Annotated in this window: 10 protein-coding genes; 3 read left to right on the forward strand and 7 right to left on the reverse strand. The window is 63.4% G+C overall.

Features of this window, described 5'->3' with window-relative positions; all coding sequences use genetic code 11:
• The first annotated feature begins 55 nt into the window (after nt 1-55).
• Entirely contained in the window at nt 56-913 is an 858-nt protein-coding gene (locus AC3G2C_RS04270) for a DUF6159 family protein (protein ID WP_488383377.1), read from the forward strand.
• Between the two features lie 22 nt (nt 914-935).
• On the opposite strand, the gene AC3G2C_RS04275 is transcribed toward AC3G2C_RS04270, so the two are convergent.
• Both AC3G2C_RS04275 and AC3G2C_RS04280 read right to left on the reverse strand, forming a co-directional pair.
• Nucleotides 936-1,682: a pteridine reductase gene (locus AC3G2C_RS04275; RefSeq protein WP_488383378.1), complete on the reverse strand. Its 747-nt coding sequence runs from the start codon at nt 1,680-1,682 to the stop codon at nt 936-938.
• Between the two features lie 58 nt (nt 1,683-1,740).
• Nucleotides 1,741-2,388: a hypothetical protein gene (locus tag AC3G2C_RS04280; RefSeq protein ID WP_488383379.1), complete on the reverse strand. Its 648-nt coding sequence runs from the start codon at nt 2,386-2,388 to the stop codon at nt 1,741-1,743.
• Nucleotides 2,389-2,573: 185 nt separating this feature from the next.
• Here AC3G2C_RS04280 and AC3G2C_RS04285 point away from each other — a divergent pair, with 185 nt between their 5' ends.
• Nucleotides 2,574-4,763 (forward strand): TonB-dependent receptor, encoded by a 2,190-nt coding sequence (locus AC3G2C_RS04285; protein WP_488383380.1) that lies wholly within the window; start codon nt 2,574-2,576, stop codon nt 4,761-4,763.
• A gap of 366 nt (nt 4,764-5,129) precedes the next feature.
• A complete protein-coding gene (locus tag AC3G2C_RS04290; RefSeq protein ID WP_488383381.1) occupies nt 5,130-6,323 on the forward strand; it encodes a class I SAM-dependent methyltransferase in 1,194 nt (397 codons plus the stop codon).
• Between the two features lie 8 nt (nt 6,324-6,331).
• Here AC3G2C_RS04290 and AC3G2C_RS04295 read toward each other — a convergent pair whose 3' ends face one another.
• The 5 genes from AC3G2C_RS04295 to AC3G2C_RS04315 form a co-directional block, all read right to left on the reverse strand.
• The gene (locus tag AC3G2C_RS04295; protein WP_488383382.1) at nt 6,332-7,939 is read right to left on the reverse strand and encodes a hypothetical protein; all 1,608 of its coding nucleotides are present in this window, start codon (nt 7,937-7,939) and stop codon (nt 6,332-6,334) included.
• Between the two features lies 1 nt (nt 7,940).
• The gene (locus AC3G2C_RS04300) at nt 7,941-8,882 is read right to left on the reverse strand and encodes a glycosyltransferase family 2 protein (RefSeq protein ID WP_488383383.1); all 942 of its coding nucleotides are present in this window, start codon (nt 8,880-8,882) and stop codon (nt 7,941-7,943) included.
• A gap of 335 nt (nt 8,883-9,217) precedes the next feature.
• A complete protein-coding gene (locus AC3G2C_RS04305) occupies nt 9,218-11,173 on the reverse strand; it encodes an LTA synthase family protein (protein WP_488383384.1) in 1,956 nt (651 codons plus the stop codon).
• Nucleotides 11,174-11,330: 157 nt separating this feature from the next.
• A complete protein-coding gene (locus AC3G2C_RS04310; protein ID WP_488383385.1) occupies nt 11,331-12,560 on the reverse strand; it encodes a multifunctional CCA addition/repair protein in 1,230 nt (409 codons plus the stop codon).
• A 26-nt stretch (nt 12,561-12,586) separates the two neighbouring features.
• On the reverse strand, nt 12,587-13,531 hold the full coding sequence (locus tag AC3G2C_RS04315) for a complex I NDUFA9 subunit family protein (protein WP_488383386.1): 945 nt from the start codon (nt 13,529-13,531) through the stop codon (nt 12,587-12,589).
• Nucleotides 13,532-13,543 lie beyond the last annotated feature (12 nt).

Below are 13,543 nucleotides of genomic sequence, written 5' to 3' on the forward strand. Positions count from 1 at the left end.
GTTGGGCGTTGCTGAGCAGTGTTAGAAGTTTCCCGTCATCTACAAGGAGTGGTTTATGGCAGGTCGATTCTCGCGTAGCTGGAGCCTGATGAAGGCCAGCGCGGCGGTATTGCGTTCGGACAAATCGCTGTTGATGTTTCCGTTGGCCTCGGGCATCTGCTGCCTGCTGGTGGCAGCGAGCTTTCTCATTCCCATCGGCTACACCATGGCGGTGACCGCGGAGGCGGGCGTGGAGCACCAGCGCGGCCTCACGGCCGGCGGTTATGTGGCGATGTTCCTGTTCTATCTGGTGCAGTACTTCGTCATCATTTTCTTCAACACCGGGTTGGCGGGCGCGGCCCTGATGCGCCTGCGCGGTGAGGAAACCAGCTTCGCCGAGGGCTTTGCCATCGCGCGCGAGCGTGTGGTCAGCATCTTTGGCTATGCGCTGATCTCGGCCACCGTAGGCATCCTGCTGCGCGCACTGCAGGAGCGCCTGGGCTTTATCGGTCGCTTGGTGATTGGTTTGCTCGGCGTGGCGTGGACGGTGGCGACCTTCCTGGTGGTGCCGGTACTCGCCAGCCAGGACGTGGGCCCCACGGAGGCGATCAAGCGTAGCGTGGAGCTGCTCAAGAGCACCTGGGGCGAAAACATCATCGGCAATGCCGGCATCGGCGTGGTGTTCGGCCTGCTGATGGTGCTGGCGATGCTGGTATCCGCCGGCTTGATCGTAGGTGCGTTCGCTATGCAGTCGATCGCGGCCATCATCATCGCGTTTGCGGTGGTTGCGGTGGGCCTCACGTTGCTGGGCCTGATCCAGGCTTCGCTGCAGGGCATCTACGCGGCGGCGCTGTATCAGTACGCCGAGGAAGGTCGCGTGGGCTATGGCTTCGACCAGGCGCTGTTGGAACAGGCGTTCAAGCCCAAGAACTGAGCGTTGCCGCGCACGCTGTCGGTTACACCGACAGCGTGCGTCCGCCATCGATGCGGAGAATCTGCCCCGTCACGAAAGGCGCGTCGCGCAGCAGCCATAGCACCGCGCCGGCGACATCCTCGGGGCTGCCTGCCCGCTGCAGGGGCGTACGGGCCAGCATGGCTTGCTGGTCGTCGTAAGGCTTGCCGTCGCTGGGCCACATCACCGCGCCGGGGGCGATACCGTTCACGCGTACGTCCGGGCCAAGATCCAGCGCGAGCGAGCGCGTCATTGCTGCCAGTGCCGCCTTGGCCATGCAGTACAGCGGATGCTGGGCTAGGGGCCTTTCCGCGTAGATATCCACCAGGTTGACGATGGCGCCGCGTGCTTCGCGCAACGCGGGCGTGGCCGCCTGGCTGAGGAAGAATGGCGCCTGCGCATTGGAGGCGAACAAGTCGTTCCATTGCGCCAGCGTCGCGGTGCCCACCGGCGTGGGATAGAACGCCGAGGCATTGTTGACCAGCGCATCCAGGCGCCCGAAGCGGGCCATTACGCGCTCGACCATGCTTGGCAAGGCCTCTACGTGGGCCAGTTCACCCTGCACGAGACAGGTACTGTCCGTGCGCTGACGTTCCAGCGAGGCTGCCAGCAGCTCTGTCTCGGTGGAGGAGTGACGGTAATGCAGTGCCAGGTCGTAGCCGGCCGCATGCAGCGTGCGGGCGATCACGGCGCCGACGCGCTTGCCCGCGCCTGTAATGAGGGCAACCGGGCGCTCGTGGCGTGGACTCATGCGTGGGCTCCTGCAAAACGCGTCGGGGCTGCGAGCTTGCCGCAAAGCGGGCGGGCCGTCATCCCGCGCGCGTGGCTGGCACCTCACTGCTTGCCGTTTCACGGGCGTCATCGGTGGCGAACGGGGCGCTGAACATCGCGATCGCGGTGCGTGCCACCTGGGCGGTGTCGTAATAGGCATAGGCGCCCACGCCCACCGCGCCCACCACGGGCAGCCAGCGCGACAGGCCATTGCCGACGGCGCGCTGGGTGACCTTCAAGCCCACCGTCTTGGCCACGCGCTCGGCCACGGTATAGGTCACGCGACGGAATAGCAGGCGATCGCCCACGCGAATCACCAGGTCTCGGAAAGCCTGGGCAGCCGTGTGGCGGAACAGGCACCACAGCATCTGTTCGCGTCCCAGCTCCGAATGCTGACCGTAGGCGGCGGCAATATCGCTGACCATTTGCGCCTGGATCTTCCAGATGGCAATCAGCTCCGGAAGCACCGTCAGCCAGCCAAGTGGCCCAGGCGGCAGCGCCAGTGAGCCCGCGGTGAGCGCCGCTCGTTGCGAGGCGCGCGCAGCCAGGCGCTGCGCTTCGCGCGTCGGCTGGCGACTGCCCTCGACCTTGCTGTCGGGGATCTCACTGACGAAATCCAGGATGGCCTGAGTAACCCGGCTGTGATCGGTGATCACTGCGGGAAGTTGGGAAGAGGGCTGGCGCATGCCGGTGGCTCGCAAAGGCCTGACGTGGCGGGAGAACGCCAGTCTAGGGGGCGGCCATGAAAGCGCGCTGACCCTGTCGTGTCCGACGGTCGGAGCATGACTTCTGGGGCAGGTAGGGTTGGATGGGAATAGATATGTTATAACGTATCGAAAATAACAAGCTCACCGCCCCCTTCGGAACCCTGATGAAACCTTCCTTGCTTGCCTTGAGTCTCGCCATTGCACTGGGAACCGCGTCCGCGTCCGCGGCCGTTGCGCAGACCACCCCTGATGCGGTCAACGCCCCAGCTGCCGCCCCTGCGGCTGACGCCAGCGGCGCCGGCAACAACAGGCCGGCCAAAGTGCATCAGCTCAGCGCCATCGACGTGTCCGCCGCGCTGGACCAGTCACGTAATTCGCTGTCGCCCGATACCGGCAGCAGCCAGTATGTGATCGACCAGAAGGCCATTCAGCAGCTGCCGCTGGGCGACTCTACCCCGCTCAATCAGGTGCTGCTGCAGGCGCCCGGTGTGGTGCAGGATTCCTACGGCGGCCTGCACGTGCGTGGCGACCACGCCAACCTGCAGTACCGCATCAACGGCGTGATCATTCCCGAGTCCATCTCCGGCTTCGGCCAGACGCTGGACGCGCGCACCATCCAGAGCGTGAAGCTGCTCGACGGTGCGCTGCCGGCCCAGTACGGCCTGCGCACCGCGGCGGTGGTGGATATCGACACCAAGAGTGGCCACTCGCTGGGCAATGGCGGCAGCGTGGGTATCACGGGCGGTTCGTTCGGCACCCTGAACCCCAATGCGTCGCTGTGGGGCAGCAGTGATCGCTGGAGCTGGTTCCTGACGGCGAACTACCTGGAGAACGACGTGGGTATCGAGAACCCCACCTCCAGCCGCAAGCCCATCCACGACCACACCAACCAAGTGAAGGGCTTTGGTGATGTTTCTTACCTGATCGACGAGAACACGCGCCTGAGTTTCCTGTTCGGCGTGACCAACAACCGCTTCCAGATTCCCAATAATCCGAACCAGACTCCGCAGTTCGGCTATCTGGATACGGTCGACTTCAACTCCGCTGACCTCAATGAGCGTCAGAGCGAGAAGACGCGCTTTGGTGTGCTCTCGCTGCAGGGCAAACTGGGCAAGACCGATTACCAAGTGTCGGTGGGGCAGCGCTACAGCCATGTGGGCTTTACCCCAGACGACATCGGCGACCTGATGTTCAACGGCGTGGCCTCCACGATCGGCCGTACCAACCGTGCGAGCACACTGCAGGCCGATTTCTCCACGCCGTTGGGCGAAAGTCACACGCTGCGCTACGGCTTGTACGGTGAGTTCGAGCGCGGCAACGTCAGCAACAACTCGCTGGTGTTCCCGGCCAACCCGGACGGTTCGCAGGCCAGCACCACGCCGATCAACGTCTATGACGCCACGCGACTGCTGGCGCGCACCTGGTCGGCCTATTTGCAAGACGAGTGGAGCATCGGCGACAAGTGGACCGTGAACTACGGTGTGCGTGGCGATCGCTATGAGCTGTTCCGTACCGAAAGCCAGCTCAGCCCGCGCGTGGGCGTGGTGTACCAGCCGAGCGACAGCACCACCGTGCACGCCGGTTACTCGCGCTACTTCACGCCGCCGGCCACGGAAGTGATCGACGACAGCAACATCGCGCGTTTCAATGGCACCACCAACCAACTGCCAAGCGGCGGCAACAACCTGCCGTTGTCCGAGCGTTCGGACTATTACGACCTGGGCATTCAGCAAAAGGTCGGCTCCAACCTCACGCTGGGCCTGGACGCCTACTACCGCAAGGTGAACCGTCTGCAGGACGAAGGTCAGTTCGGTGCAGCGCTGATCTACTCGAACTTCAATTACGACTACGGCCGCATCCGTGGCCTGGAGTTCACCGCCAACTACAGCAACGGTCCGTTGTCGGCATACTTCAATGCTTCGTACAACCGCGCCATGGGCAAGCGCGTGATCACCGGCCAGTACAACTTCAGCGAAGACGAGCTGGCGTACATCTACAACAACTGGATCCATCTTGATCACGACCAGAAGCTCACCTCCTCCGGCGGTGTGAGCTACGCGTTCACCGACGCCACGCGCGCCGGCGCCGATTTCATCTTCGGCAGCGGTCTACGCAAAGAGGCTCCGGGCGTGCCCAATGGCGCGTCCTTGCCGTACTACTTCCAGCTCAATCTCAACGTGGCGCACGACTTCAACGTGGGCAGCTTCGGCAAGGTGAAGACCCAGCTGGCGCTGATCAATGCCCTCGATCGTACCTACGAGCTGCGCGACGGCACCGGCGTGGGCGTGGGTGCGCCGCAGTTCGGTCCGCGCCGTGGCGTGTACCTGAGCCTGCAGAAGGACTTCGACTTCTAAGTCAGCTGGGCCGATGACCCCGCCATAGCCTTCCTCTCCCCTTGAGCCTGTTCACGATCTCCACGTAGCCCGCGTTGTGTTGGTGTGCGCGCCAGGGAGCGGGGCGTGGCGAAGCGCCTGACTGGCCGTCAGGTCGAGCCGCGCGCCGCTCCCTGGCGCGCACACCAGCACAACCCTTCGGGCCGGGGCGGTTTGCACCCAGCTCCGCGTCATCACTCGGTTGTGTACGGACGTACACGCCCTCGTTCTTCCTTGATCTGCGCGCAAACCACTCCCGGCGCGGGCCACGTGGAGATCGTGAACAGGCTCTGAGGCTATGGCGGGGCATGGGTTATCCTTGGCGCGTTCCATTGCCAGGCAACGCGCATGTCCTCCCGACTTCCCGACCCCAGCGCCGAAGAGCGCGAACACTCCGACCGCCTGCTGACCCGCCTGCGCGAAGAGATCGCCGCACACGGGCCGATGCCGTTCTCCCAGTTCATGGAGCGCTGCCTCTACATGCCGGGGCTGGGCTATTACAGCGCGGGAAAGACCAAGTTCGGCGAAGCCGGTGACTTCATTACGGCGCCCGAGTTGGGTGAGCTATTCGCCGGTTGCGTCGTCAATGCCGTGCAGCCGGTGCTCGACTTGCTGGGCGACGACGCCGACTTCCTTGAGCTGGGCGGCGGCAGCGGCGCCTTTGCCGAGGCCGCATTGAAGGCTTTCGGTGCGGCGGGCAGCTTGCCGCGTCACTACTTCATTCTCGAGCCCAGCGCCGATTTGCGCGAACGCCAGCGCGAACGTCTGGAGGCGGCGTTGCCCGCCGACGTGTTCGCCCGCGTGCTATGGCTCAATCGCCCGCCCGAGCAGGACTGGCGCGGCGTACTGTTCGCCAACGAAGTGATCGACGCCTTGCCGACCACGCGCTTCGCCATGAAGACCGGCGAAGTCTACGAGGAATACGTGGCACTGGATGGCGAAGGCCGCCTGATGCGGGTAGACCGTCCGGCTGATGCGCTGGTCTCGGGTGCGGTGCGTCATGTCGAGCGCGACATGGAGCTGGAGTTCGTCGATGGCTACCGCTCGGAAATCCTGCCGCAATTGCCGTACTGGATCCAGGCTATCGCCGGGACGTTGAGCGCCGGGCTGATGTTGTTCATCGATTACGGTTACGTGCGTCGCGAGTACTACCTACCCGACCGCGACGACGGCACCCTGCGTGCGTTCTATCGTCACCGCGCCCATGCCGACCCGCTACATTTGCCGGGCCTCAACGATCTCACCGCATCGGTCGACTTCACCGCTCTGGCCGAAGCGGGCAACAGTGCCGGCTTCAGCGTGGCCGGCTACCTCCCGCAGGCGCCGTTCCTGATTGGCTGCGGTTTGCAGCAGGTGTTCGAGGCAGCCTACGAATCAGCGGCCGATGAAGCCGCACGCTATCGTCTGGCGCAAGAGGTGAAAAAGCTCACCATGCCCGAACAGATGGGCGAACGCTTCCAGGCCATGCTGTTCGTGCGCAACATGGACGTGGTGCCCCTGCCGGCAGAGCTGTTGGAAGCCGATCAGGGCGATCGGCTCTAACTCGAACGCTACTGCGCCTCGAGCAGGTAGAAGGCAGGCTGGCCGTCGCGTCGATTGAAGACGCGCTCGGTCACAGTACTCGCCCCGTTGTCGAGCAAGAGCTGCCGATAGCGCGCGCCGTCGGCCTTATCCCAATAGGCTAGGCGGAAGACGTGGTAGCCACGGCTGCGCAACCAGGCGAACGTGCTGGCCTGCACGCCGTCGACATAGCGCACCCGGTTCCCGGTAAGGAAGCAGAAGGACGTGTAGAAGCCCCATTCGGGGAACAAGTACGCCACTTGCGAGGGCGAGGAGCGCGCCTCGATGGCCAGCGTGTTGAGAGCCTCTGGCATCTTTCCGGTGCCGCCTGTTCGCGCCAGCTCACGATGGAAGATGACTTGTTGCGTTAGGTTCGCGGCCAGGCAGGCGACGATCAGCACGATAGCCGTCGCGGTGCGCCAATGTTTCGGAAGGCGGATCGCTTCCACGCACTCCATCAAGAGCATGGTGCTTAGCAGGTAAGTGAAGGGCACTAGCACGCTGAAGTGGTGTGCCCACAGACGGTGGCCGAAGAGCGAGGCGATGGCGAGGAATGACCAGGGCAGGAGAACTGGGAGGGTTCTAAGAACGCGCTGATCTCGCCGAATCAAGCGGAACAAGCAAAGTCCGGTGAGTGCCACCAGACTCAGCGCGAAACTGCCAAACTTGAACGTGGCCCAGGCCCGATCCGTCGTTTGGCCGAAAATCATCGCTTCGTTGCCGCCATCCGTTATCGCAAGTCGAGCCATCTCCCAGGCGTAGCTGAAGTTGCTGCCGCTTGCCGCTGTGGCATTGAAGGGCTGCAATTGTCCAAACATGCCTTGCATGAAGGCGAGCGTTGGTCCAATCCCTTTCAGCTTGAGGAGCAGCGAAAGATAGCCGAGCGCATAGGGAAGCAGCCCGATCAGGCCGCCAGCCAGCCAGCGAGGCAAATCACGCCAGCCGCCAGGGCGCCGCAAGGCAATCATCAAGAGCACGCCGGGGATAAAAAAGCCCAGCACGAAATAGCCGTAGCAAGCTAGTCCGGCAAACACGCCGGACAGCAGCACGCGCCGTCGCTTGGCCTCAATTGGCTCTTCTCGGGGTATGGCATAGGCCAACGACACAAAAAGCCAAGCTGCGCCGCCAAGTACAATATAGAACTGCGTGCGAAACGATGCAGTAAAGGCAAGTTCAGAGGCTAGACCTAAGCCGCAGAGCAACACCAGGGGGGCGGACTTGGTAAGCCGATATGCGATCCGGCACAACGCAGCGAGAAGGATGGCCCCGAACAGCGCTTGGCAAAGCCGAAGAGCCGTCACACTGAAGCCGAACAAGGCAAAGATGGGTAGCCCCACATAAACGTTCTGGGTGCCGTGGTAGAGGCTGCCAAGGATTGGAAATATCTTAGATGGCAATCCAGCGCTTGGTTGTCTCGCGTTGTGATGAAGCAACTGAGCCGCAAGAAAATCTGGATTCACACCATCCATATACAGGCCTGGAAGATCAGCCTGCACAAGCACGAGTGCGAGAAAAACGGCAGCGGACAGTAAGACCTGCCAAGTGAATGTCATCGAGCCGGCTGGCGTTGCGCCGGGCCAGATATTTGGTCTGATCATGTCAAACCGTGCCGCGTGGGGACGGATGGGCGAGGTAGGCGAGTCGCTTCTGCTCGCGTCGCCCAAGAGTGACCGTATCGAGAATCAAGCCACATGCCAGGAAAATCGCTGCCAGAAGAACCAGCGACGCGCACAGGATGGCGGTGGGGAAGCGGGGCACCAGTCCTGTTTTGACAAAGGTGCTAATAAGAGGGATGGCCAGCAAGACGGCTAAAAGCGTCGAAAGGCCGGCGCCACCTGCAAAGAAGGCCAGTGGCTTGCCATTCTTCGTAAGCCGCACAATGGTCATCAGAATGCGCCAGCCGTCACGCCAGGTATTGAGTTTGCTGACGGAGCCGTCCATGCGAGAGACGTAGCGCGTGGGCACTTCAGCCACCGGCATCTGCTGCTCCAGTGCGTGTACCGTCAACTCGGTCTCCACTTCGAACCCACCGGCCAGGGCTGGGTACGACTTTACAAAACGCCTAGAGAACACTCGGTAGCCCGAGAGCATGTCGGAAAACGTGCGGCCGAAAATATATCCGGTGAGTGTAGTGAGCATCCAGTTTCCTAAGCGGTGGCCGCTTCGGTAGGCCTCCAACTGGTCACTGACGCGTGACCCGACCACCATGTCGAGTTGATCTTCCAGCAAACGGGCAATCATCCGCGGGGCATCGGCTGCGTCGTAGGTAGCATCGCCGTCCACCAGTACATACACGTCCGCCTCTACGTCGGCGAACATGCGTCGTACCACATGCCCCTTGCCTTGCAAGTCCTGGCGCCGCACCGTCGCTCCAGCATCACGGGCCACCGCCATGGTGTCGTCGGTGGAGTTGTTGTCGTAGACGTATATCTGGGCAGCCGGTAGCGCCGCTCGAAAGTCACGAATAACGACCGAAATGGCCACGGCTTCGTTGTGGCAGGGAATCAAAACTGCGACGCGAGGAGGGTGGTCGTGGCTCATTCGTGCGGAGAGCGATGGACAGGTGGCCCAGTGTCTCAAATCCGATGCCACCTGTCCTTAGAGCCTATTCACGATCCTTGCGTGGCCCCGCGCCAGGAGCGGTTTGCGCGCGGGTCTAAAGAAGAACGAGGGCGTTCGAGTCCGTACACGACCGAGTGATGACGCGGAGCTGGATGCGAATCGCCCCGGCCTGAAGGGTTGCGCTGGTGTGTCCAACATGAACCGGGGCGCGACTCGACCGGATCGTCAGTCAGGCGCTTCGCCACGCCCCGCTCCCTGGCGGGCACCCCCACACAACACGGGTTACGTGGAGATTGTGGATGGGCTCTTAGGGGCTACTGCACCGGCGTGCTGTCTTCCTTGCGGCTGATGAGCAGGCCGTGCTTGAACAGATAGGCGGCCGCCTGATAGTAGGCCGTCGCGTCGTCCACCTGGCTCTCGTCGGCGGGCGTGTTGGGCACTGCGTCGCCCGAGTCGAAATCGGGGCGTACCTGTTCCAGTTTGCGCTGCGGTTCCAGCACGGTGAGTACCGGGCCGTGCAGGTAGCCGAGCTTTTCGTACGTGGCAGGGAAGGCGCGTTCACGGCCAGCTTCCAACTGGAACAAGTCCACGCCGAAGAAGCGGCTGCGGTAGCTGAAATTCAGCAAGCCAAGCACGGTGGGCATGATGTCGATCTGCGACATCTGGCGCGTTACGCGCTGCGGTGCGATGTGTTTGGGCGAGTAGATCCACAGCGGAATGTGGTAGCGGTTGATCGGCACGCTGGTGCGGCCAGCGCTCGATGCGCAGTGGTCGGCGGTGATCACGAACACGGTGTCATCGAAGTACGCCTTGCTGCGGGCACGCTTGATGAAGTCGGCGATGGACCAGTCGGTATAGGCCACGGCTGCCTCGCGCGTGCCGTTCTTCTGCGGCACGCGATTGGCTGGAACGGTGAACGGGCGATGGTTGGAGGTGGTCATGATGTGCAGGAAGAACGGCTTGCCCTGCGCATTGGCCTCGTCCATCTGCTTGAGCGCCAGCGTGTAGAGATCTTCGTCCGCCACGCCCCACACGTTTTCGTGGTGAATGGTCTCGCCCTTGGCGATATCGTTGCGGTCCACCGCGCGATAGCCATTGTGCGAGAAGAAGTAGTTCATGTTGTCGAAGTAGCCGTAGCCGCCGTAAACGAAGTCGGACTGATAGCCACGGTTATTGAATACGTTGGCCACCGAGAACAGGTTCTCGTTGTTGTGCGCCTTGACGATGGAGTCGCCAGGCGTGGGCGGCACCGACAGCGACAGCGCCTCCAGGCCGCGCACCGTGCGGGTGCCGTTGGCATAGAGGTTGTCGAAGAACATGCTCTCGCCGATCAGCGCGTCCATGTTGGGCGTGATGCCGCGCTTGTCGCCAAACTCCTTGAGGAAATCGGCCGAGAAACTCTCGATGCTGATCAGCACCACATTGAGGTGCTTTTCAGGGCCGGCATGACGGATTTCGCGCGTGAGATCGCGCGGGTCGTCACTGATAAACGTGGCGTCGGGAGTCTTCAGCCGTTCGCGCACGCGCTTGAAGGCCTCGTCGTCGGGCAGGGTTCGATAGAAGCGCGCGTAATCGAGGTGGCTGCTACGGAAGGCGGCGAAGAACTCGTAGACGCCGTTGCCGGCCAGCTCGTTCACATACGCGTTGTCGTTGTGGTTCTTGTAGGTGCCTTTGATGCCCGCGGCTGTTACCACCGTGATCACCAGCCACACGAGCGCCACCTTGCTGCGCTGCCAGAAGCGTGTGCCGCGATCGTCGGCGCGCAGGCCGCGGCGGCTCAGCCACACGATTACCACGGTGGCCAGCGCCAGCAGGCTGATCCACGTGCCGAGCGGATAGGATTCACGGATATTGCCGATCACCTCAGTGGTGTAGACCAGGTAATCCACCGCGATGAAGTTGAAGCGCGTGCCGAACTCGCCCCAGAACACCAGCTCGGAAGCCGCGACGAACATCAGCCCGAACAGCAGTACGGCACCGCCTGCATACAGCAGCCATTGGCCTGTGCGCGACACGTAGATGGGGCGCGGCACCAACCACAAATAGAGCACCAGCGGCCAGGCGAGGTAGACGAAGGCGATCAAGTCGTAGGCTGCGCCGACGCCAAAGGCATAGGCCCAATAGAGTGGATTCAGCGGCACGCCGCTGCCCGCCATGAACAACAGGGCGATGCGCGTAGCGGCGCCGATCAGCAGGTAGCTGATGGCGAGCCACCAGAGGGGACGAAAGCGCTGGCGCAGCGAAGAGGTCGGGCTAAGCTCGATCGACACGAATAACTCCGGGAAAACGAACGGTGTCCCACCACGCGCGGCGTGGCAGGCGACCCTTCTTTATACACGGCTGGGCGGACCGGGCGCGGACGCGCCAGGATGACCTTCCATTCTAACGGGCTAGCCCCCCGGCTGCGCGGGCCGCCGATTCCCTGCTTCAGGCGATGGACTGCCGCACCGCAGCGATGGCTGAGACGCGGGCGGCCGCCATGGCCTCGCCGATGGCTGGGCCTTGCAGGCCCTGGGCGACGAAGGGCTCCGCGCTTACCGCTGCGGCCGCTTGCTGCGCTTGCAGCAGATAAGTGGCCTGGGGGTAGGTATCTTCCTCGTGGCCCAGACGCCCTCGCTTGTCCGCTTCGCACGCGGCCAGGAACAGTGGAAGCCGCTCCGGGCGACGGAGGGCGTCCATCGAGGTCAACAGGCGAAGTACCGTCGCGGGCTTCAGTTCAAAGGCGCGATGCGCATTGAGGTGCTCGCGGCAGACATGCTCGGCCACCACGGCGTATTCGCTGGGTACCTTGAGACGGGTGGCGAGCGCACGCAGCGGCTTTACGCCGGCGTGCTCGTGACCCAGGTGGCGCGGCAGCACATCGCCGGGAGTCAGTGCTTTTCCCACGTCGTGGGTCAGTGCGCAGAAGCCGACAAGGTCGTTGCCCGGTGCAATGCGTGCGGCCATATCCAGCACCATTTCCACGTGCACACCGGTATCGATTTCCGGGTGGAATTCGGCGCGTTGCGGCACGCCATACAGTGCATCGATTTCGGGGAACAGCACGGCCAGGGCGCCTGCGTCGCGCAGCACGCGAAGGAACGCCGAGGGCTGCGCTTCACCCAGCGCCTTGCGTGTCTCCTGCCACACCCGCTCGGGCACCAAGTGGTCCACTTCGCCCTCGTGCACCATTTGCTGCATCAGGGCCATGGTCTCCGGCGCCACGCGAAAACCCAAGGGCGCAAAGCGGGCGGCGAAACGCGCCACGCGCAGCAAGCGCACGGGGTCTTCCACGAACGCGGGCGACACGTGGCGCAATAGGCGTTGTTCCAGGTCGCGCGCACCGCCGAATGGGTCCACCAGGTGACCGTCTTCCGCCTCGGCCATCGCGTTGATGGTGAGGTCGCGGCGGGCGAGGTCTTCTTCGAGCGTCACGGAAGGATCCGCGTAGAAGTCGAAGCCGTGATAGCCGCGCCCCGTCTTGCGCTCGGTGCGCGCGAGTGCGTACTCCTCGCCACTGTGTGGGTGCAGGAAGACTGGGAAGTCCTTGCCCACCGGGCGATAGCCCTGGGCGAGCAAATCCTGCGGGCTGGCGCCCACCACAACGTGGTCATGATCGGCCACATCGCGGCCGAGCAATTTGTCGCGGACGGCGCCGCCGACGAGATAAGTGCGCATGCGGCGATTCTGAGGGCGAAGCGCGGTCAGCGATAGCCCGCGCGTGCCAAGGTAAGGCGGCGTTGGCGCGGTGGCTCACGCAGCAGTACCGGCAGCCACGGGGAGAAGGCCTGCGGCTCGATGCCGAGCGCGGCGTAGCCGTCCACCTTGCCGACCGAATCGGTACGCAGGCTACGGAAGTTGTCCAGCGAGAAGGGTTTACCGGGCATCCATTGGGCAACCTGTGCCTGCAAGCGGCCCAAGCCGTCGGGCAGGGGCAGAATCGGCGTGCGCAGCCCGAGCGTGTCGCGGATCTTGCGCACGATCTCGCCTAGCGTCAGCACCTCTGGCCCGTACAGTTCAAAGCTGCGATCGGTGCCCAGCGCAGGCTCTGCCACGCAGCGGGCAATGGCTTCGGCCACGTCGCCTACCCAGGTTGGCGCCATGCGCGAGTCGGCTCGGGCCAGTGGCAGCGCGGGCAATTGCCGCAGCAACTGGGCGAAACGGCTGACCAACCCATCGCCTGCGCCGAACATCACGCTGGGCTGGTAGATGGTCCAGTCCAGCGAGGAGCGGCGCACGACCATTTCGGCCTCGCCCTTGCTCTTGAGGTAATTCGACAAGCCCTGGCCGGCCTTGAGTGCGCTCATGTGGTGCAGGCGCGTCACCTGAGCGGCCTGGCAGGCGGCAGTCACCCGTTGGGCCAGCTCTACATGAGCGCGCTGGAACGTGTGCGAGCCCTGGGGGTTGAGGATGCCCACCAGGTTGATCACCGCGTCCGCGCCTTCGAACTGTCGACGCAGCGCATTGGCGTCATACACGTCGACGCTGCGGATGCGCACGGCCGGCAGCACGCCCAGCTGGCGCTTGAGTTCGCGGTTGCGCGAGAGCAATACGATGCGGTGACCGTCGGCGGCCAGGCGCGGAACCAAATGCGAACCCACGAAGCCGCTGCCGCCCAACACCACCACTTGCTGTGCCTTACGAGTCACCGACAGTCTCCC

It is taken from the genome of Frateuria sp. sgz306004, assembly GCF_057750885.1.